Source organism: Sinorhizobium arboris LMG 14919, from assembly GCF_000427465.1.
Taxonomy (GTDB): Bacteria; Pseudomonadota; Alphaproteobacteria; order Rhizobiales; family Rhizobiaceae; genus Sinorhizobium; species Sinorhizobium arboris.
The window spans coordinates 1013013-1033121 of sequence record NZ_ATYB01000014.1; the positions used below are offsets into that span (position 1 = coordinate 1013013).

Consider the following 20109-nt stretch of genomic DNA (forward strand, 5'->3'; position numbering starts at 1 on the left):
GCCACTAAGAAACGCTTACGTTGTAAGCAGCCGCCCCCTGCGGCGCGAGCGATGCCTCCGTGAGGTCTTGATAAAGCTGCATGACGTGTCTGGTCATGACGGAAGCGGCGAAGCGGGATTTGAAGCGCACCGCGTCGGGCATCGTCCGGTCAGCCCAGCCCTCGTCCAGGATGGCGTCGGCCATGAGCCGGGCGAGCGCCGCCGCGTCGGCGGGTTCCACGAGCGCCTCGCTATCGCTCCCGAGAACTTCCGGTATGCCGCCTACACGGGCCGCAATGACGGGCTTGCCGGCGGCGAGCGCTTCCAGAAGAATATAGGGCATGGATTCCGCGCGGGAGGGAATGACGACCTTGCGGGCGAGCGCGAATGCGTTACGCGCCCTCATTGCCGGCAGCAGCCGGATGCGGTCTGCGAGACCCATGCGCAACGTCATCTCTTCGTATTGCCGCTGCTGCGGGCCATCTCCGACCATGAGGGCGGAAAGCCTGCGGCCGGCGATCTCTTCGGCAGCGGCAAATCCCTTGATAAAAAGATCGGGACCCTTCAGGTCCCGCATCATGCCGATATAGAGGAAATCGACAGCGCCCGGCCCCGTTTCGACCGGTTCGAATTCAGCGTCGTCGATGCCGTTATAGATCAGCTCGGTGCGCGCCAGTGGAGGGCCGACTTTGTCGCCGTAGGTGCGGCGTTCGTATTCGCAGACGAAGACGAGGGCGTCGGTAAGTCGCTCCTGCAGCCGCTCGATGCGGAGAATGAACGAACCCGCCAGGGATCGGCGTTCGTAGTGAAGGCTGCCCCCATGGGGTGAATAGAGGCGGGCTACGCGATACTTGTTGACCCGCAGGGCTGAACCGGCGATGCGTGCCAGCACGCCGCCCTTGGCGCCGTGCCCGTGCAATACATCCGGTCGCAAACTTCTGATTTCCTTGTAGCTGCGCCAGAGCGCCGCGACGTCCGATGCTCCGATCGAGCGATGGATCGGCACACGGATGATGCCGAGTGCGAGATGGGGCCGAACCTCTTCGAACAGCGCGTCCTCATGGGCACCGCCGGTGGTGCTGTCACAAAGGATTCCAACCTGATGCCCCGCATTCGCATGCGCTTCGGCAAGGTCGCGCACGTGCCGGAATATGCCGCCCACCGGGGATCTGAAGCAATGAAGAATGCGCAAGGGGCGTTCGCTCATGGCGATCAGAACAGCCGTTCGCGTACATAAACGGTGTCGCCGGCGAGAACCGGGTCGGTTATCGGAACGCGTCCGGTGATGACGCGGCCGTTGATCTTGCGGGTGATGTCGGCGGTCGCCTGGTTTGCGCGTGGCGTGAAGCCGCCGGCGACGGCGATCGCATTCTGTACCGTCATCCCCGGAACGTAGGCGTATTGGCCGGCCTGTCCCACTTCGCCCATGATGAAGACGGAGCGGTAACGGTCCACCTCGATCGTGACGTCCGGATCCTTGAGGAAGCCCTGGCGCAGCTTCGCGGCGATCATCCCTTCCAGTTCCGGAAGCGTGTGGCCGCGCGACGGCACGGCCCCAATCAGCGGGAAGGCGACATAGCCGGCCTGATCGACGGTATAGCTACCGCTGAGGCTCGCCTGTTCGAAGACGTTTATGCGCAGCCGGTCGCCGCTGTCCAGCCGATAGGGTTGAACCGTCGCTTCGCTGAATCCTTTGGGGGCGGGCTGGGAATGCGTGCAACCGCCGATGAGCGCCGACAAAATCGCCACGGCGAAGGCGTTTGTTCTTTTGTGGGCTGCGGTCGACATGCGGCAAGGGGCTCCAGAGACGATCACCGTTCGCCGATGTTATCGATCCGTTAGGGTTAATAGCCGGTAAATCAGCCGCGCGAATTTCCGGCATCGGGTGACGTCCTGCTCGTAGGGAATGCCTCCGATGGTTGCGGCGGCAATTAACGGTTGGGTTACCATGTTCCTTTACCTTTCCGCCAAACAGGAAAGCTTTGGAGTGCAGGCATGTCGGGTATCGGCGGGCAGCAGGATGTGGATATCGATCTCGGCGGACTTTTTCGGGCCATCTGGCAACGCCGCGTCCGGGTAATGCTCGCAACGGTTGGGGCCGCTGTCGTCGCTTTCGCGGCCGCCAAGATGATCGCTCCCGATTATCAGGGCGAGACGCGCGTTCTCATCGAATCGCGCGAGCCCGAGTTCAGTGGCTCAAATCAGGTAACGCAGAGCGGCTCCGACCGAATATTCGATGAGTCGGGCATCCTCAGCCAGGTGCAGGTCCTGCGTTCGGCGGACCTGATCAAGCAGGTCGCGCGCAACATGAAGCTTCACGAACTCGACGAGTTCGATCCTTCCGCTCGGCCTTCCGCCGCCTCCGATCTGCTGGTGATGCTGGGTCTGAAGAAGAATCCGCTCGAGTTGCCGCCGGAAGAAAGGGTCTTGAAGGAGTTCAACGAAAAGCTGCAGGTCTACCAGGTCGAGAAATCGCGTGTGATTGGCATCGCCTTCACCTCGAAGGATCCGAAGCTTGCAGCCGCCATTCCGAACGAAATGGCCAATGTCTATCTGTCGCTGCAGAGCGGCGCCAAGCTCGACTCCAACACCGAGGCAAGCCGCTGGCTGGAGCCGGAGATCGCCAATCTGCGCGAGAAGGTGCGCGAGGCGGAGGCGAGGGTCGCGGTTTACCGCGCCGAGTCGGGGCTGCTTCCGGCCGGAGAGACGCAGAATTTCGCCGCGCGCCAGCTTACCGACATTTCGACGGAGCTAGCGCGGGTGCGGGCGGAGCGGGCGAACACCGCTGCGCGCGCCGAGGGTATGCGGACGGCGCTTGCCGACGGCCGCCCGGCCGACACGCTTGCCGACATTGTCGGTTCGCCGATGATCCAGCGCCTCAAGGAGAACCATGCCAATGTTCAGGCGCAGATCGCCGATCTGTCGACGGCGCTGCTCGATGGTCATCCGCGGTTGAAGGGGCTCAAGTCCCAACTCGAAGGGATCGAAGGGCAGATCCGGTCGGAGACGCGGAAGATTCTCGCGAGCCTCGAAAATGAGGCAAAGGTCGGGCAGTTGCGCGAGCAGCAGCTCGTTCAGCAATTGAACACGCTCAAGGCGCAGTCGGCGCAGGCGGGCGAGGAAGAAGTCGGACTGCGCGCGCTCGAGCGCGAGGCGGCGGCACAGCGCCAGCTGCTCGAGACCTATCTCGCCCGTTATCGCGAGGCGACTTCGCGTACCGTTGCGAACGCTACTCCGGCCGATGCGCGCGTGATTTCGCGCGCCGTGGTCCCGACCAGCCAAAGCTTCCCGAAGGTACTGCCGATAACGGTCGTCGCTGCCTTTGCGAGTCTCCTGGTCAGCTGCGTCGTCATCATGCTGGGCGAACTCTTCAGCGGCCGGGCGCTAAGGCCGGTCGCGGTGCCGGATGCGTTGGCCGCAACGCAGCCGGTTGCAGTGCCTTCAGTCCCGGATGTCGTCGAGGAAGTTTCGATACCTGTCCTCGCTGCGGAAGAGGGAAGCGGTGAAAACGCGGCATCGAAGCACGACTTTTCGATCGAGTCGGTTGCCGATCATCTTCGCACCAATGGCGTGCGGATCGCGGTCGCGGTATCACCGGGCGGCGACGAAGGGTCGACGGCGACCGTGATGCTGGTGCGCCTTCTGGCCGAGGATGACCAGAAAGTCGTGCTGATCGACCTTTCCGGTTCGGCCTGTCCGACGCGGCTCATGGCACAATCGCAGAACCTTGCCGGGGTCACGAATTTGCTCGTGGGCGAAGTCGCCTTTTCCGAGTCGATACATTCCGACAGATTGTCTGAAGCGCATATCATACCCCATGGCGATGCCGATCCTCATGCGGCGATGCGCGGCATCGACCGGCTGCAGATCATCATCGATGCGCTCGCCGACGCCTACGACCTGGTCCTGATCGAATGCGGTGCGGCCGACGCGGACGCCGTCGCCAAGGTGGCGCGGCAGCAGGGAACCGAGATCATCCTGTCGGCAATGTCTACCAGCGAAGATCAGATCGTCGAGATGCTGACGAGTTTCGGGGAGGCCGGATATCGCGACGTCGTGCTGATGACCGGGCAGGGGCAGTACGGCCCTGATTTTCCCGACCGCCGCGCTGCCTGAAGTCACGGTTCGTCCGCGCCAGCAGAAGATGTCTGCCGTCGCTGCCGCTGCCGTTGAACGAAGGCGTAAAGGGTTTCGTTGGCTTTGACCCACCGCTTCGCCCGGGCAATTATCCGGAAACCGCCGGCAGCCACCTGGCCGCGGAAGGTCAGGGGCAGAACGATATCCCGCAGCGGCGTCTCGATCGTGCACCACGACCGCTTGTAAGGCTGATCGCCGATGCCGAAATCGAAGAGGGCGACCCCTTCGGCGCAAAGCCGATCGATCATTCTGTAGAACAGCAGCTCGCCCGGACTGGCGTCGGCGGCGATCTCCTCGTCTATCGAACCGAATTGGCAGATGACGTGGTCGCCCTTGCGCGAGAGGCCCGCGACCGCGACAATCCGGCCTGCGTGGTCGCCCCTCAGCCTTATGGCGTTGAGCTCCAGGGGCTTGTCCGGTTCAGGCGCCGCGGCATCGATCAGCGCATGGAAAAAGGCGCGTGTCTCGGCACCGCGGAATGCATCCGGCAGGCCGAGGGTCTCGAAGCGGGCCGCCTTCTGCCGGAAGAATGTCTCAAGCAGGGCGTGAGCCTGCGGCCCCGCGCGGGCGATCACATAATCATAGCCGCCGATGTCGGCGAGACGCCTTTCGGATATGCGCATCTTCTTGCGCCGCCGCTTGGCATTGATCTGGGCGAGCGTGCGCTCCATGGTGCCGAGAAGCGGCAATTGGAATGAGGCGTTCGGATTCTCCACACCGGCCAGGGCGGCGAGAGGATGTGAGGCGCCGCGCCAGATCTGCGGCGTCCGCTCGAACACGATCACGTCCGCGAATTGCCGGAGCGGGCGCCGGACGCCGAGATCGAGCGCGGCGGTGAGCTCCGCGCGGGGTGAGTCACAGGCACTGCTGTCAAACAGACCGGTGTTGAGATTGCTGTGCCGGGATCCAATCAGGCGGGCAGTCCGGAAAAGCCGGCCGCCGCCGATCTCGAACGGGAGCAGGAAAAGCGTCTGCTTGCCAGCCGTGCCGCGAACGATCAGCAGATCGCTGTCATGCGTCTTTCTCCACGCCGTGCACCAGTCGAAGCTCTGGTGCAACGAATTGCCGCTGTTTGCGTCGAATGCACGCCATTCCGCTTCGAGTTCGGCCATATCGGTGTGGACCGAGATCGAGATCGGGAACCGGTCGGCGCTGCCCGCATGAGCGGCGCGCCCGGCCGAATGGTGCCGCCCGGCAGCTTCCGGCGAAAGGGTGAAATCGGAACTTGCCATTATTGTGAATCCGCATGCGTGATGCCGCCATTCAACGGCAAATGTCGGTAGATCTGATTAATCAGGCGGCCGCTCGCATGTCCGGCAGACGAAACGGTTAGTGAAATATGAAGCCGGAACGGGCGGCGACTGGAAAAATCGGCGAAGGCGCGTTAAATGCTCTGCCGTTCGACGGAGGGGCAGATGCGCTGCTGAGATAGGTTCGGATCCAGACGGGTTTCCTGCGGCCGGATCGCCGAAACAACCTGTACGCCTGCTGCATGTATTCTTAAGTCCCGGCCGATCCGGGAATAAGACGCGGCGCTGTAGACGACCATTCCCTGGAGCGAACGATGCCAGTTACCCATTCCGCGCCTGACCCCGGCGCTGCGTTTCCCGTTGCCGATTTCCCGCGCATCGGATTTCTCAGGAACATCGTGCGCTCGCCGCTGATCGAGGCCGGCGAGTTCAGCTATTACGATGATCCGGACGGTCCCGAGCGCTTTGAGGAGAAGTGCGTTCTCTATCATTATGAGTTCGTGGGCGATCGGCTGGTGATCGGCCGCTTCTGTGCGCTGGCGACCGGCGTACAATTCATCATGAACGGAGCCAACCACGCGACCGGCGGCTTCTCGACCTTCCCGTTCGGCATCTTCCCCGGCGCCTGGCGCGACGGCTTTGATCCTGCCGCCTATCGGACCGGATATCGCGGCGACACCATCGTCGGAAACGATGTCTGGATCGGCATGGAGGCGACCATTTTGCCGGGCGTTACGATCGGCGATGGCGCGATCGTGGCGGCAAGAGCGGTCGTGCCGAAGGATGTGCCCCCCTACGCCGTCGTCGCGGGAAATCCGGCACGGGTAGTGAGAATGCGCTTCCCCGATGCGGCGATCGCGCGACTGCAGGCGGTTGCGTGGTGGCATTGGCCGATCGACAAGGTGACGCGCAACATTGCGGCGATCACCGGCGCCGATCTCGATGCGCTGGAAGGCGCCCAGTAGAAGTCAATCGAGGAACCCGGTCGCGAGCGCCCTTGCCCAATCGGGCCGGCTGCGTTCGGCCGCGCTGCGCGATGCCGCCATGTGATCGTAGCCGACACAGCGGAAGGTGACATTCCAGTCGCCGGACGCCCGCTCGACAATGGCGTAGCGGGCGTCCGGCGAACCGGTCTCGACCTTGTGCGCGACCGGACGGTCGTCGTCATATGCGGGACAGCCGACACTGCCCGGATTGATCAGGAGCCGCCCGCCCGAAAGCCGCAACGCCCGTTGGACATGCGTGTGGCCGCAGAGGATCACCGGGTGCTCGACACCTTCGGCAAAGCGCTCAATCTCCGCCCGTTGCGCCATGTGAACGACACCATCGCCCGTCAGCGCCTCCATCCAGTAGGACTCGTCGCTTGTCGGCGTGCCGTGGCAGAGAAAGAGCGCCTCCCGGTAGACAAGGGTCGCCGGCAAAGCGGCCAGCCACTCCATGTGGCGCTCGTCGAGTTCCTCATAGGCGGCGCGGTCGGATAATCCCATCCGGGCGGGGTCGAGCATGACAAGATAACGGTCGTGGTTGCCCTGTATCGCCGCGGTGCCGCGGTCGATCAGGATCTCCGCCGTCCGGGCGGCATTCAGCGGACCGCTCAGGTGATCGCCGAGATTGACGATCTCGTCGATTCCTTGCGCGTCGATGTCGGCAAGAACGGCCTCGAGCGCGAGATCGTTGCCGTGAATATCCGAAATGACCGCAATTCTCATTCCTCGAACCTCAATGATCGGCGGTCGGTTTTTCCATCCACTTGATGATCAGCATCGCGGGAAGGATCCACAGCAGGCCGGTGAAGAAGAAATAAAGAAGATGCACCCACCAGGGAGATGCGCCGAGCAGCAGGGAAGCGAAGGTAACGGCCGCAAGTGCATAGACGACGACAAGGATGACGAGCAGGACGGTGCCGATCAGTTTTCTGAGACGTACGGGCATTTTCGTTCTTTCGGATGGCGGCAGCTTTGGCACTCGGGCGACCCGCGACGGCATGCCGCAAAGGGTCCGGCCTTGTTTTGCACGGCACTCTGGTGCAAATCAACGGCTTTCAGACCGTCTTGGCGGGCAATGCCGGCTTGGCGGTACCCGTTTCCGGCGACAGATGAGGAAGTGCCATGGCCCACGCCGAATCGGCAACAGAACAGACCCTGGTCAGGGAGATCGGCAGGACCGAGCGCAACCGCCGGCAGATCCGGGGCTGGCTTGCCGCCGTTCTTTTCGCTCTGTTTGCGCTGGTGCTCGTCGGCGGGGCAACGCGACTGACCGAATCCGGCTTGTCGATCACCGAGTGGAAACCCGTGCACGGGGTCATACCGCCACTCTCCGCGGAGGAGTGGGAGGAGGAGTTCCGTCTTTACCAGCGCATTCCGCAATATGAGCAGATCAACAAGGGCATGACGGTCGACGAGTTCAAGACCATCTTCTGGTGGGAATGGGCGCACCGGCTGCTTGCGCGCGGCATTGGCGTGATCTTCGCCCTGCCGCTCTTCTTCTTCTGGATCACGGGACGGATCGAGCGGCGCCTGCGATTGCCGCTTCTCGCAATTCTGGCGCTCGGTGGCTTTCAGGGTTTCATTGGCTGGTGGATGGTATCGTCCGGTCTCGCCGAGCGAACTGCGGTCAGCCAGTACCGGCTTGCCACGCATCTGACCATCGCCTGCGTGATTTTTGCCGCCTGCATGTGGATTTACCGGGGGCTGTGTCCCCATTCCGGCGACGCGCCGCCGACGAAAAGGTCGCAGCAGATGGCCGGGGCGATAGCGGTCATGAGCCTTTTCCAGATCTATCTGGGCGCAATTGTCGCTGGCCTGGATGCCGGTCTGAGCTACAACACCTGGCCGCTGATGGATGGCGCGATCGTGCCGGGAGGCCTGTTCGTGCAGCAGCCCGCCTGGATCAATCTCTTCGAAAATCCGAAGACGGTGCAGTTCGTGCACCGTCTCGGCGCCTATCTGCTGTTCGTATTGGCGCTTTGGCACATGGTTGCTTCCTTGCGCGCCTCGCCGGAGACGACCCATGCCCGCCGATCGGTTCTCCTGTTCGCACTGGTGACGGTGCAGGCGGCGATCGGCATCACGACTCTGCTCCTGCAGGTTCCGATCAGCTGGGGCGTGCTGCATCAGGGCGGCGCGCTCGTCGTGCTCGGCTTCGCGATCGCCCATTGGCGCGGTTTCGTCGGCTCTTACCCGCAGGACACGGCAATAGAGATGCGCGACTGACTTGCCCTCGATCCGGACGAAGGAAAACCCGGCAGGGACGCTGCCGGGTTTTCGGCCTGAATTGCTGAGTCAGGCGGACAGCATCAGGTCCATGTTCTGGACCGCGGCGCCCGAGGCGCCCTTGCCGAGATTGTCGAGCAGCGCGACCAGATTGACATGCGCTCCGCCGTTGGTGCCGAAGACGAAAAGCCTCATCGCGTCGCTGCCGGCGAGTTCCGTCGCATCAATCCGGGCGAGCCTGGCGCTCTCGTCAAGCGGAACGACCTCGACGACCGACTGTCCCGCATAATGGTCGGCGAGGGCCTGATGGATAGTTTCGAGCGTTGCACCGGCCGCCAGATCCTCGAGATAGAGCGGCACCTGCACGATCATCCCCTGTGGGAACTTGCCCACCGAAGGGCTGAAGACCGGCGCACGTTCGAGGAGCCCGTGCATTTTCATTTCCGGTACGTGCTTATGCTTCAGCGTAAGCCCGTAGAGGAAGTGCGGCGCGCTGATGTGGTCGGGACTATCGTCCTCCTCCATCTGGGCGATCATCTGCTTGCCGCCGCCGGTATAGCCTGAAACCGCATTGACGGTCACGGGATAGCCGTCGGGCAGGATGCCGGCCTGGCGCAGAGGGCGGATCAGCGCGATCGCGCCCGTCGGGTAGCAGCCGGGATTGGCGACATGGCGCGCGTCGCGGATCCTCTGTGGCTGAGCCCTGTCCATTTCGGCAAAACCATAGGCCCAGTCGGGCGCGACGCGATGCGCGGTCGAGGTATCGATGATGCGCACGCGATTGTTCCCCGCGACCATGGCAACGGCTTCGCGCGAGGCGTCGTCGGGCAGGCAGAGGATGGCGATGTCGGCGCTGTTCAGAAGATCCTCGCGCATCGCCGCATTGCGTCGCTCCGCCTCCGGAATGGACAGGAGTTCGAGATCCGTACGCCCGGCCATGCGCACACGGATCTGCAGGCCCGTCGTGCCGTGTTCGCCATCGATAAAGATCTTCGGTTTCATGATTTTTCCGCTCCTTCAGGCCGTTAGCGGCGTTTCCGGAATCAGTCTGGCATAGAATTGAATCAATTTCTTGAGAACGAGTGGCCGTTGCGATCAGCCACGCCTTTCCGCCAGCCAGCCGGCACGCAAGCCCAGCATATACATGGCGACGGTCGACCCAGCAATGGCGGTGAGGTCCGCATGGTCATAGGCGGGCGCCACCTCGACCACGTCGCTTCCGGCAATGTGAAGCGCTCCGAGTTTTCGCAGGACCGAAAGGATCTTTGCGCTCGAAGGGCCCCCCGCGACGGGCGTGCCGGTGCCGGGCGCAAAGGCCGGATCCAGGCAATCGATATCGAAGGTCAGATAGGCCGGGTGGCTGCCGACATGGCGGATGATAATGTCGGCGATCTCCTCGGCGCGCATCTCCTCGAGCTCATAGCCATGAACGATGCGAATGCCGCAATCCTCCGGCGCATGCGTTCGGATGCCGATCTGGATCGAGCGTTCAACGTCGATCAGTCCTTCGCGCGCGGCACGGCCGACGAAGGAGCCGTGATCGATGCGGCCTTTTTCGTCCGGCCACGTGTCCTGGTGGGCATCGAACTGGACGAGGGCGAGTGGGCCATTCAGCGTCGCATGGGCCCTGAGGATCGGATAAGTGACGAAGTGGTCGCCGCCGAGCGTCAGAAGATAGGCTCCGGAGTTCAGGATTTTCGTCGCCTCGCGCTCGATGGTCTGGGGCGTTTTCTGATGATTGCCGTAGTCGAGCAGGCAATCGCCGTAGTCGATCGTCGCCATGTCGGCAAACAGGTCGCGCTGGAAAGGATATTGCGGATCGTTGTCGAAGATCGCCGAGGCGCGGCGGATCGCCTGAGGCCCGAAGCGCGCGCCGGGGCGATTCGACGTGGCCGCATCGAACGGAATTCCCCAGACGACCGCCTCCACGCCCTCGAGTTCTTTGGTGTATTTCCGGCGCATGAAGGAAAGGATGCCTGCATGCGTCGGATCGGAGGCCGCCGACGTCAATGATTTTGTGGTGATCGCGTGGTCGATCGACTTGTTTGCCATGCTGTTCTCCCGTCAGATGAACGGGAAGTTGGCCAATCGGTCTGAGCAAGGCAAGAGCCCGGGCGTCAAAATCATGTGCACCGGAGACTTGATGCAGGGCGCATGAAAAAGGCCGGGACGAGCCCGGCCTTCGAAGGTGCAGCCTGCCAGCGATTAGCGCTTGGAGAACTGGAACGAACGACGTGCCTTGGCACGGCCGTACTTCTTGCGCTCGACCACGCGGCTGTCGCGGGTAAGAAAGCCGCCACGCTTCAGAACAGGGCGCAGGCCCGGTTCGAAGTAGGTGAGGGCCTTGGCGATGCCGTGACGAACGGCACCGGCCTGGCCGGAAAGGCCGCCGCCGGCAACGGTCGCGTCGATATCGAACTGGCCGTCGCGGGCAGCTGCAACGACCGGCTGCTGCAGGATCATCTGCAGAACCGGACGGGCGAAGTAGTCCGCGAAAGGCTTGCCGTTGACGGTGATCTTGCCGGAGCCGGCTTTCACCCAAACGCGGGCGACGGCGTCCTTGCGCTTGCCGGTCGCGTAGGAGCGGCCCTGCGCGTCGACCTTTTTGACGTGAACCGGAGCAGCCGGTTCCGCGGTCGTGGCGATATCCTTGAGAGCGGAAAGGTCAGCCATTATCAGGCGCTCCTTGTGTTCTTGTTGTTCAGCTTGGCGACGTCGAGGACGGTCGGCTGCTGTGCTTCATGCGGATGGTTCGAACCGGCATAGACACGCAGGTTCTTCATCTGCCGGCGACCGAGCGGGCCGCGCGGGACCATGCGCTCGACGGCTTTCTCGATGACGCGCTCCGGGAAGCGGCCTTCGATGATCTGGCGCGCGGTGCGCTCCTTGATGCCGCCCGGATAGCCGGTGTGCCAGTAGTACTTCTTGTCGGTGTACTTCTTGCCGGTGAGGACGGCCTTCTCGGCATTGATGACGATGACGTTGTCGCCGTCGTCGACATGGGGCGTATAGGTGGCTTTATGCTTGCCGCGCAGGCGGTTTGCGATGAGGGAAGCGAGGCGACCGACAACGAGGCCTTCGGCGTCGATGAGGATCCACTTCTTCTCCACCTCTGCAGGCTTCTGAACGAAGGTTGCCATATCTAAACTCTTTCGTTGGACCCGGAAACGGAGCCGGGCGTTTCTTGTTGCTTGCTTTGCCGGTGAGGGCAAAAAGAAGGCGGCCAGTCGGGCCGCGATCTGGAGCAGCTTATACGGAAGCATGGAAATAAGGTCAAGGCCGAGTTTTCGCTCGCTACGAAAGAAGATCAAGCAAAAACAATTACTTAGTGTTGTGGTGTTGTGATACCACACATCAGCGGGGCGGAATCGAATAGGTTGCCGTCGCATGGGCGACCAGATCGGAGCTCGCGACCGGCTTTATCGAGGCGTCCAGAACGGCGAGCCGTTTGCCCAGCTTGAGGATTCGGCAGGTACATTCGAGCGGTTCCGGTTCCGGCTTGCGCAGGAAGTTGATGTTGAGGTTGGTCGTGACGGCTAGCGCGACGGGACCGATATGGGCGATGAGCGCGATATAGGCCGACACGTCCGCCAGCGCGAAGAGGGTAGGGCCCGAAACCGTGCCGCCCGGACGGATGTGGCGCTCGTTCGGATCGAGCCGCATCGTGGCGAAGCCCGGCCCGGTCTCCGTAACCTCGAAGACCTTTCCGTCTGTGTGGACCTGCGGGAAATCGGTATCGAGGAAGCGGTTGAGCTCCTCGACGGTCATGACCGGCTGCAGGGTCATCGCGTCTCTCCAATGTTTCTTCGTGGCCGGATTCGTTACAGGACGTCCCGGAGCGCCGCGCAAGCGGGAAATTGGTCTTAGGCAGTTTCAGGTTCGTCCGGCGCTCGGACTTGAAAGAGCGGCGACGGCGGCGTACCACGGCAACATCGTCGATATGGGAGAGAGACCATGGCGGACGTCGTTTCACTGAGGAAAGAAGAGTCGAACGGACCGTTACTGCGCGAGCTCAACGGTCCGGTTCTGAGACTGACCCTCAACAATCCCCCGGCAAACGTGCTTTCGATCGCCTTGATGGAGGCACTGCTGGCAGCGCTCGAAGAAGCGGCCGCCTCCAAGGAGATCAAGGTGGTCGTGATCGCCGCGACCGGCAAACTTTTTTCCGCCGGCCACGATCTCAAGGAAATGACCTCCCACAGGGCCGATCCCGACGGCGGCCGGGCTTTCTTCGAGCAAACGATCCGCCTTGCGGCCGAAATCATGCTGACGATCGCCAGGCTGCCGCAGGCGGTCATCGCCGAAGTCGACGGGCTGGCGACTGCCGCCGGGTGCCAGCTGGTCGCCAGTTGCGACCTCGCGATCTGCACCGACACGTCGACCTTCTGCACCCCTGGCGTGAATATCGGACTTTTCTGTTCTACGCCCATGGTTGCTCTGACGCGCGCAGCCCACCGCAAGCAGGCGATGGAGATGCTTCTGACCGGTGAGACGATCGATGCCGGAACGGCGAAGGAGTTCGGTCTCGTCAACCGCATCGTTCCGCAGCAGTATCTGCGTCAAGTCATCGATAAATATGCCTCGATCATTGCCTCCAAGTCGCCGCAGGCGCTCAAGATCGGCAAGGAGGCCTTTTACCGGCAGGCGGAAATGCCGCTTGCCGAGGCTTACGACTTCGCTGCCGGCGTGATGGTCGAGAACATGCTCGCACGCGATGCCGAGGAAGGCATCGGCGCCTTTCTCGGCAAACGCATGCCGGAATGGAAGAAGGAATAGTCTGAAGCGGCATCACGCGAGCCTGAGGAGCAATGCGCCGAGCGCAATGATGCAGGCGGCGACAATGCGCCAGGCGCTGACGCGCTCCTTGAGGAATACGACCGAGATGACGACGGCAAAGAGGATTGCCGTTTCGCGAAGCGCGGCGACGGTGGCGACCGGGGCTTTCGTCATCGCCCAGAGCGCAAGGCCATAGGAGCCGATCGATCCGGCGCCGCCGATCAGCCCCCGCCACCAGTGACGGTTCACATGACGCGCGACAGGCTTGACGCCGCGCCGGGCAAAGGCCCAGCCGAAGAGAAGAACCGGCGGCAGCAATGCCATCCAGAGCGTATAGGATATGGCATTGCCGGAAATGCGCGCGCCTATGCCGTCGACATAGGTATAGCTGGCGATCACGCACGCATTGAGCAGCGCCAGAGCGATCGCGTGCCTGCCGCCTTTGCGGGACTCGAAGGCGAGCGTCAGCACGCCCGCGGAGATTGTCATAATGCCGGCCAGTGCGCCGCCGGTCAGCTCCTCCCCGACAACGAGGCTGCTCGTCGCCGCAACGAGAAGGGGCGCGACGCCGCGCATCAGGGGATAGACCAGCCCGATGTCGCCTGCGCGGTACGCGGCTGCGACCAGCTGGAAATAGGCGAACTGGAACAGTGCCGAAACGAGGATGTAAGGCACGGCCTCGGAAGCGGGCATTGGGAGGAAGGGCAGGAACGGGAACGCAACGACCGCGCCGCCCAGCGACACCATGGCGGCATCGAGCGATTTCTCCGTGCCGGCCTTGACGAGCGCGTTCCAGGTCGCGTGCAGGAGCGCTCCGAGAAGTACGAGCGCAATGACGTCCGGCGGCAAGATGAACCTCGGCGGGGTGATTGGGCGGGAAAGGCGGTTGTGGGCCTGCGTTGCCTGAAATGCAACCGGAATTACAGATCGGTCGCAACGAAACGGTGCAAATGCGTGCCTCGGGAAGGTGCCTCGGTTGACTCGCGGCCGCTCCACGCCAACTATCGCCCCCCATGATCAACATGCCTGGACAACAAGCATGAACCACGACGCCTACCCGGATTATTATCTCGCCGACATCCTTCGCGAGACGACGACCATTGCGCTCGTCGGCGCCTCGCCGAAGCCGGAGCGGCCGAGCTATCGCGTCATGGCCTTCCTTCTCCGTAAGGGATACCGCGTCATTCCGGTCAATCCCGGCCATGCGGGCGGCAGGATCCTCGACCAGCCGGTAGTGGCGCGCCTTGCGGACATAAGGGAGCCGATCGATATGGTGGACGTCTTCCGCGCGGCTTCGGCCCTGCCCGCGCTCGTCGACGAGATCCTGGCGCTGCCCGCGCTTCCCAAGGTCGTCTGGGGACAATTGTCCGTCCGCGACGACGCGGCTGCAGCCAAGGCCGAGGCCGCAGGCATCAAGGTCGTCATGGACCGCTGCCCGGCAATCGAATATCCGCGGCTGGTCGGATGATCGTTTAGAAGTGAGGGAGGAACGACGATGAAAGCCGGACCCGGTTTCAGCACGCTTGCAATTCATGCCGGAGCCCAACCCGATCCGACCACCGGCGCGCGCGCGACGCCGATCTACCAGACGACCAGCTTCGTCTTCAACGATACGGATCATGCGGCGGCGCTCTTCGGCCTCCAGCAATTCGGCAATATCTATACCCGGATCATGAACCCGACGCAGGCCGTACTGGAGGAGCGGATCGCCGCGCTCGAAGGCGGAACTGCGGCACTTGCTGTTTCCTCGGGCCATGCGGCCCAGCACCTCGTTTTCCATACGATCATGAAGCCGGGCGACAATTTCGTTGCCGCCAGGCAGCTTTACGGCGGTTCGGTCAACCAGTTCGGCCAGGCCTTCCAGGCATTCGACTGGCAGGTCCGCTGGGCCGATGCGGCGGATCCGGAAAGCTTCGATGCGCATATCGACGAACGCACCAGGGCGATCTTCATCGAAAGCCTCGCCAACCCCGGCGGCACTTTCGTCGATATTGCCGCGATCGCCGAAGTTGCGCGCCGGCACGGACTGCCGCTCATCGTCGATAATACGATGGCGACGCCCTATCTGATGCGGCCGCTCGAACACGGCGCCGATATCGTCGTCCATTCGCTGACCAAGTTCATCGGCGGCCACGGCAATTCGATGGGCGGCATCATCGTCGACGGCGGTACGTTCGACTGGTCGAAATCGGGCAAGTATCCGCTGCTGTCGGAGCCGAGGCCGGAATATGGCGGCGTCGTCCTGCACCAGGCCTTCGGCAATTTCGCCTTCGCCATCGCCGCACGTGTCTTGGGCCTGAGAGATTTCGGTCCGGCGATCTCGCCCTTCAACGCGTTCCTGATCCAGACCGGCGTCGAGACGCTTCCGCTGAGGATGCAGCGCCATTGCGACAACGCGCTGGAGGTCGCCAGATGGCTGAAGGGGCATGAGAAAGTATCCTGGGTCCGCTATTCCGGGCTCGAAGACGATCCGAACCACGCGCTGCAGAAGCGCTATTCGCCGAAGGGGGCGGGGGCCGTCTTCACTTTCGGCCTCGCCGACGGATACGAGGCGGGAAAGCGCTTCGTCGAGGCGCTGGAAATGTTCTCCCATCTTGCCAATATCGGCGACACGCGTTCGCTCGTCATCCATCCGGCGTCGACCACCCACCGGCAGCTCACGCCGGAGCAGCAGGTCGCCGCAGGCGCCGGACCCGACGTCATCCGGTTGTCGATCGGCATCGAGGATGTGGCCGACATCATCGCCGATCTGGAACAGGCGTTGGCTAAAGCTTGAGCGCACGCGGAGGGCTTCCAATGCGCCATATGCTGAAATTCAACCCTTCCTCTGTCGACCCTGAGATCGGGGCGCCGGCGCCCGACAGGCTGATTTCAGGACATCCGGAGTTTCGCACCTGGAATTTCGAGGAGGCCGACGGGCTCTATGCCGGCATATGGGAAGCCACTCCCGGCAAGTGGCGGATCGTCTATGACGAGTGGGAGTATTTTCACGTCCTCTCCGGTCATTCGATCGTGACCGAAGAGGGCGGGGAGGTCTTTCACCTCAAGGCCGGCGACAGCCTGGTACTGAGACCCGGCTTCAAAGGAACCTGGGAAGTGGTTGAAACGACTCGCAAGGACTACGTGATCCGTGTCTGACGCCGGCCGCCTGGATCGCTGTGACGGGCACGGCGACGAGGAAGTCGGGGGGTAGGCGTTACGGCAGTGCCTGTGTGCGGGCATGCTGCACCTGCGGCGCGGCCTATGTTTCGTATCGAAGGACTACGTCCGTCCTCCTTCCAGCCTCATCCCTGTGACGGGCACAAGAATGAGGTTGGGGAGGGGCAGATGTACGGCGGCTTCCGGTTGCTGGCCGTTGCCCAAGGTATCGAAGCCGTCGTTCACCAGACGAGATCGAGCCGCTGCAGACCATGAAAGTGGAAAGCATCCCTGACCGCCGGCTCGGTCTTGAACTGCATTCCGGGAAGCCCCACGGCGCGCATCTGTGTTGTCTACTGGACGCTGGATCTGGCCGCCTTTTCCTTGATCTTTTCCTCGACGTCACGCGCTATTTGATCGATCGAGAAGCTCGCAGGCTCTTGGCTGGGCGGATACTCCACGAAGCTCTCCAGGAAGCCCGCCGCATGCATTGTGAGTTGAGCGACCTTGAAATCGTTTCGAACGAGCCAGTCGAAATACTGATCCGACACAATATCGGCCTGCTCATATGGGTCCATTCTGAGATTGTAGAGCTTGGGCACCCTTAGCGGAGTGAACGGCTCCTGCCAGACGGCGAAGCCGCCGGGATGCTTCATTTCGACGAAGACCGCTTTCCAGTCGCCGAGCCTGTACGCAACCAAAACGCCATCGTCGTTGAAGTAGGCGAATTCGTTGCGTGCGCTTTTGTCCGTAGCACCGGTCAGATATGGAAGCTGGTTGTAGCCGTCGAGATGAACTTTGTAGTTCTTGCCGCCGATATCGGTTCCCGTCAGAAGGCGGTCCTTGATGTCGGCGTCACCGGCTGCTGCAAGCAGCGTGGGAAACCAGTCCAGCCCGGAGAACATCTGTCGCGAGATCTGCCCTGGCTTGATCTTCCCCGGCCAGCGGACCATGGCGGGCACGCGGAACGCGCCCTCGAAGTTGGAGTCCTTCTCGTTGCGGAAGGGCGAGGCAGCGGCGTCGGGCCACGTCCAGCGGTTCGGACCGTTATCCGTCGTGTAGACGACGATCGTATTGTCGGTGATGCCCAGATCATCAAGGGTCTTGAGCAGTTTGCCGACGTCGCCGTCGTGCTCGATCATGCCGTCGGCGTAGAAGTTTCCGGGCATGCCGCTTTGTCCGAGCATCTCCGGACGGACGTGCGTGAACAGATGCATGCGCGTGGTGTTCATCCACGTGAAGAATGGCTTGCCCTGCTGCACTTGTCTCTTGATGAAGTCGATTGCGGCGTCGGTCGTCTCGTCATCGATCGTTTCCATGCGCTTCTTGGTCAGTGCGCCGGTGTCTTCGATCTTTCCGTCCGCTGACGCTTTCAGCACGCCGCGCGGCGAATTCATCTTGGTAAACGCCTCGTCATCCTTCGGCCAGGTCGGATTTTCCGGCTCCTCCTCCGCATTCAGGTGATAGAGGTTGCCGAAGAATTCGTCGAAGCCGTGGTTGGTCGGCAGGTATTCGTCCCGGTCGCCGAGATGGTTCTTGCCAAACTGCCCGGTGGCGTAGCCCAACGGCTTCAGCGCCTGCGCGATGGTGACGTCGCGGTCCTGGAGGCCGACTGTCGCTCCCGGTACGCCGACCTTGGAGAGTCCGGTTCTCTTGGGCGTTTGGCCGGTGATGAAGGAGGACCGTCCCGCCGTGCACGAGTTTTCCGCGTAGTAATCGGTGAAGATCACGCCTTCCCTGGCGATGCGGTCGATATTGGGGGTCTCATACCCCATCACGCCCATTGAGTAGGCGCTGATGTTGGTCTGTCCGATATCGTCACCGAAGATGACGAGGATGTTTGGCTTGGCGGCATCTTGCGCGTCGGCGCTCGTGCTATGGCTCATGAGACTGGAAACGAGAACCGTCCCAGCCAGTGCAATTGTCTTGAGACTGAATTTAATTCGTGGCGGGTCGAATAGACCGCTACAACTCAGGGGCATGCGCATCACATCACTCCCTTGCAGCAAATATGTCATCAATTCACTGGGTTACCATTCGATAACGGCCGGAGACTATTGTCTAAACCAGCCGTTGTACAGCTCGGAAAACTAGCCTCGCCCCGCCTTTGAATTTGCGGGTTGGTGCGACTCCAGGTGGGCTTCAGCCGCCGAGGTTGTGAGTGCCATCAGCGGCATGTGCCGCTGCCAGAAAGTCAAGGAAGCTGCGGACGGAAGGAAGCAACCCTGCGTGTGGGGGGAGCGTAGCGATTTCGAGCCGCCGCTCACCAGACGAGATCGAGCCGCTCCAGACCATGAAAGTGGAAGGCGTCCTTGACCGGCGGCTCGTTCCTGAGTCGCATTCCCGGAAGCCGCTGAAAAAGGATCGGCAGCGAAATCTGCAGTTCCAGCCGGGCCAGCGGTGCTCCGATGCAGAAATGCAGTCCGGCGCCGAAGGAAACATTCGCGCCTTCGTTGCGATGCGGCTGGAACTCGTCCGGAGACGAAAACTTGCGCGGATCGACATTCGCCGCGCCGAGCATGAGGCCGATCTTGTCCCCTTTCCTGAGGGCGATGCCGTCCTCGAGCTCGATGTCCGTGAGCGCGTAGCGCTGAAAGATGTGCAGGGGCGCGGCAAAACGCAGACACTCTTCGACCGTGCGCTCCGTCGTTTCCCCGTTCGAGAAGAGTTCGGCGGGAGAGAGGCCGGACTGCAGGATCGTGCGCACGGCATTGCCGATCTGGTGGACCGTCGCCTCGTGCCCCGCGTTCAAAAGAAGGACCGTCGTCGAAATCAGTTCCGCGTCCGACAGGCGCTCGCCGTCCTTTTCCGAAGTGATCATATGGGTGAGGAGGTCGTTCGCCGGATTGGTACGCTTCTCTGCGACGATATCCCTGAGGTAATCGGCGAATTCCGCCGAGGCCATATTGGCGTCGAGCTCCGTCTCCAGGCTGGGGTTGAAGACATACATTTTCACCATGCGGTGCGACCAGTCGAGCAGACGCGGCGCCGCTTCGACCGGAATGCCGAGCATTCGCGCGATGATGGTGACCGGGATAGTCTCGGCATAGGTCTTCAGCAGCTCGGTCTCGCCATCCTTCTCGAAGCCGTCGATCACCGCATGGGAGAGCGCCTCGATTTCCGGCCTGAGCTGTTCGATCTGCCGGGAGACGAAGGCGCGATTGACGAGCGTTCGCAGCCGCGTATGGGCGGGAGGCTCCAGTTCGAGCAGCGAGTGCGCCTCAAGCGCGTCGAAGTCCTTCAGGTGCGGTTTCGGCTCAGGCATGCCAAGCTCTTCCCGGGTCGCGACATGCAGGATCTGCCGGCCGAAACGACGGTCGCGCAACAGACTGTTCACCTGCTCGTAGCCCGCAAAGAACCACTGCTGCGGTTCTTCCCAGAAAAACGCCGGACAGTGTGCATGGAGCGCCGCGTAGGCCGGGAGCGGATTGCGGAAGAAGTCGGGGTTGCGGACATCAAGGGAAACGCGCCGGGCGGCGCCGTCGATGGTAATACCGGGGGAGATGAACATGATCTCGACTCTTCGAATGCTGCAATCGGATGCGACAGGCATCTGTATTGCGCCATGAGCATTTACTGCAAGTGCCTCCGGCACCGGAAGGAACAACATTGCCGGT

The 20109-nt window shown here is 62.3% G+C and carries 20 protein-coding genes; 7 read left to right on the forward strand and 13 right to left on the reverse strand.

What is annotated here, in order from left to right; all coding sequences use genetic code 11:
* Window positions 1-4 precede the first annotated feature (4 nt).
* Window positions 5-1186 carry a glycosyltransferase family 4 protein gene (locus SINAR_RS0115970; protein ID WP_028000033.1) on the reverse strand — a complete coding sequence of 394 codons (1182 nt, stop codon included), beginning with the start codon at window positions 1184-1186 and terminating at the stop codon, window positions 5-7.
* A 5-nt stretch (window positions 1187-1191) separates the two neighbouring features.
* Entirely contained in the window at window positions 1192-1767 is a 576-nt protein-coding gene (locus SINAR_RS0115975; protein WP_028000034.1) for a polysaccharide biosynthesis/export family protein, read from the reverse strand.
* 207 nt (window positions 1768-1974) lie between these two features.
* Between SINAR_RS0115975 and SINAR_RS0115980 the strand changes: the two genes are divergently transcribed.
* Window positions 1975-4095: a GumC family protein gene (locus SINAR_RS0115980; protein ID WP_028000035.1), complete on the forward strand. Its 2121-nt coding sequence runs from the start codon at window positions 1975-1977 to the stop codon at window positions 4093-4095.
* A gap of 2 nt (window positions 4096-4097) precedes the next feature.
* Here SINAR_RS0115980 and SINAR_RS0115985 read toward each other — a convergent pair whose 3' ends face one another.
* The gene (locus tag SINAR_RS0115985; protein WP_028000036.1) at window positions 4098-5351 is read right to left on the reverse strand and encodes a GNAT family N-acetyltransferase; all 1254 of its coding nucleotides are present in this window, start codon (window positions 5349-5351) and stop codon (window positions 4098-4100) included.
* Between the two features lie 329 nt (window positions 5352-5680).
* Here SINAR_RS0115985 and SINAR_RS0115990 point away from each other — a divergent pair, with 329 nt between their 5' ends.
* The gene (locus SINAR_RS0115990; RefSeq protein ID WP_028000037.1) at window positions 5681-6331 is read left to right on the forward strand and encodes a CatB-related O-acetyltransferase; all 651 of its coding nucleotides are present in this window, start codon (window positions 5681-5683) and stop codon (window positions 6329-6331) included.
* 3 nt (window positions 6332-6334) lie between these two features.
* Here the strand turns inward: SINAR_RS0115990 and SINAR_RS0115995 are convergent, their stop codons facing one another.
* Together SINAR_RS0115995 and SINAR_RS0116000 are read right to left on the reverse strand one after the other, a co-directional pair.
* A complete protein-coding gene (locus SINAR_RS0115995) occupies window positions 6335-7075 on the reverse strand; it encodes a metallophosphoesterase family protein (RefSeq protein WP_028000038.1) in 741 nt (246 codons plus the stop codon).
* A gap of 10 nt (window positions 7076-7085) precedes the next feature.
* Window positions 7086-7298 (reverse strand): DUF2842 domain-containing protein, encoded by a 213-nt coding sequence (locus SINAR_RS0116000; protein WP_033057466.1) that lies wholly within the window; start codon window positions 7296-7298, stop codon window positions 7086-7088.
* 176 nt (window positions 7299-7474) lie between these two features.
* On the opposite strand from SINAR_RS0116000, the gene SINAR_RS0116005 reads away from it, so the two are divergent.
* Window positions 7475-8578, forward strand: coding sequence for a COX15/CtaA family protein (locus tag SINAR_RS0116005; RefSeq protein WP_028000040.1), 1104 nt, complete (start codon window positions 7475-7477; stop codon window positions 8576-8578).
* Between the two features lie 69 nt (window positions 8579-8647).
* Here the strand turns inward: SINAR_RS0116005 and argC are convergent, their stop codons facing one another.
* From argC to SINAR_RS0116030, 5 genes are all read right to left on the reverse strand, one after another.
* Window positions 8648-9580 (reverse strand): N-acetyl-gamma-glutamyl-phosphate reductase, encoded by a 933-nt coding sequence (gene argC / locus SINAR_RS0116010; protein ID WP_028000041.1) that lies wholly within the window; start codon window positions 9578-9580, stop codon window positions 8648-8650.
* A 93-nt stretch (window positions 9581-9673) separates the two neighbouring features.
* Window positions 9674-10630: an agmatinase gene (gene speB / locus SINAR_RS0116015; protein ID WP_028000042.1), complete on the reverse strand. Its 957-nt coding sequence runs from the start codon at window positions 10628-10630 to the stop codon at window positions 9674-9676.
* A gap of 153 nt (window positions 10631-10783) precedes the next feature.
* The gene (rpsI, locus tag SINAR_RS0116020) at window positions 10784-11251 is read right to left on the reverse strand and encodes a 30S ribosomal protein S9 (protein ID WP_028000043.1); all 468 of its coding nucleotides are present in this window, start codon (window positions 11249-11251) and stop codon (window positions 10784-10786) included.
* Between the two features lie 2 nt (window positions 11252-11253).
* Window positions 11254-11718, reverse strand: coding sequence for a 50S ribosomal protein L13 (gene rplM / locus SINAR_RS0116025; protein WP_011975056.1), 465 nt, complete (start codon window positions 11716-11718; stop codon window positions 11254-11256).
* 214 nt (window positions 11719-11932) lie between these two features.
* On the reverse strand, window positions 11933-12364 hold the full coding sequence (locus SINAR_RS0116030) for a PaaI family thioesterase (protein ID WP_028000044.1): 432 nt from the start codon (window positions 12362-12364) through the stop codon (window positions 11933-11935).
* A gap of 168 nt (window positions 12365-12532) precedes the next feature.
* On the opposite strand from SINAR_RS0116030, the gene SINAR_RS0116035 reads away from it, so the two are divergent.
* Window positions 12533-13354, forward strand: coding sequence for an enoyl-CoA hydratase (locus SINAR_RS0116035; protein WP_028000045.1), 822 nt, complete (start codon window positions 12533-12535; stop codon window positions 13352-13354).
* Window positions 13355-13366: 12 nt separating this feature from the next.
* Here the strand turns inward: SINAR_RS0116035 and SINAR_RS0116040 are convergent, their stop codons facing one another.
* Window positions 13367-14203, reverse strand: a complete 837-nt coding sequence (locus SINAR_RS0116040; RefSeq protein ID WP_028000046.1) for an EamA family transporter — start codon at window positions 14201-14203, stop codon at window positions 13367-13369.
* Window positions 14204-14393: 190 nt separating this feature from the next.
* Here SINAR_RS0116040 and SINAR_RS0116045 point away from each other — a divergent pair, with 190 nt between their 5' ends.
* The 3 genes from SINAR_RS0116045 to SINAR_RS0116055 are packed head-to-tail and all read left to right on the forward strand — an operon-like array spanning window position 14394 to window position 16492.
* On the forward strand, window positions 14394-14822 hold the full coding sequence (locus SINAR_RS0116045; protein WP_028000047.1) for a CoA-binding protein: 429 nt from the start codon (window positions 14394-14396) through the stop codon (window positions 14820-14822).
* Window positions 14823-14849: 27 nt separating this feature from the next.
* Window positions 14850-16130 (forward strand): O-acetylhomoserine aminocarboxypropyltransferase, encoded by a 1281-nt coding sequence (locus tag SINAR_RS0116050; protein ID WP_028000048.1) that lies wholly within the window; start codon window positions 14850-14852, stop codon window positions 16128-16130.
* A gap of 20 nt (window positions 16131-16150) precedes the next feature.
* Window positions 16151-16492, forward strand: a complete 342-nt coding sequence (locus SINAR_RS0116055; RefSeq protein ID WP_028000049.1) for a cupin domain-containing protein — start codon at window positions 16151-16153, stop codon at window positions 16490-16492.
* A 353-nt stretch (window positions 16493-16845) separates the two neighbouring features.
* On the opposite strand, the gene SINAR_RS0116065 is transcribed toward SINAR_RS0116055, so the two are convergent.
* Together SINAR_RS0116065 and SINAR_RS0116070 are read right to left on the reverse strand one after the other, a co-directional pair.
* Window positions 16846-18378, reverse strand: coding sequence for an arylsulfatase (locus SINAR_RS0116065; RefSeq protein ID WP_050577513.1), 1533 nt, complete (start codon window positions 18376-18378; stop codon window positions 16846-16848).
* Between the two features lie 377 nt (window positions 18379-18755).
* On the reverse strand, window positions 18756-20003 hold the full coding sequence (locus tag SINAR_RS0116070; protein ID WP_028000051.1) for a cytochrome P450: 1248 nt from the start codon (window positions 20001-20003) through the stop codon (window positions 18756-18758).
* Between the last annotated feature and the right edge of the window lie 106 nt (window positions 20004-20109).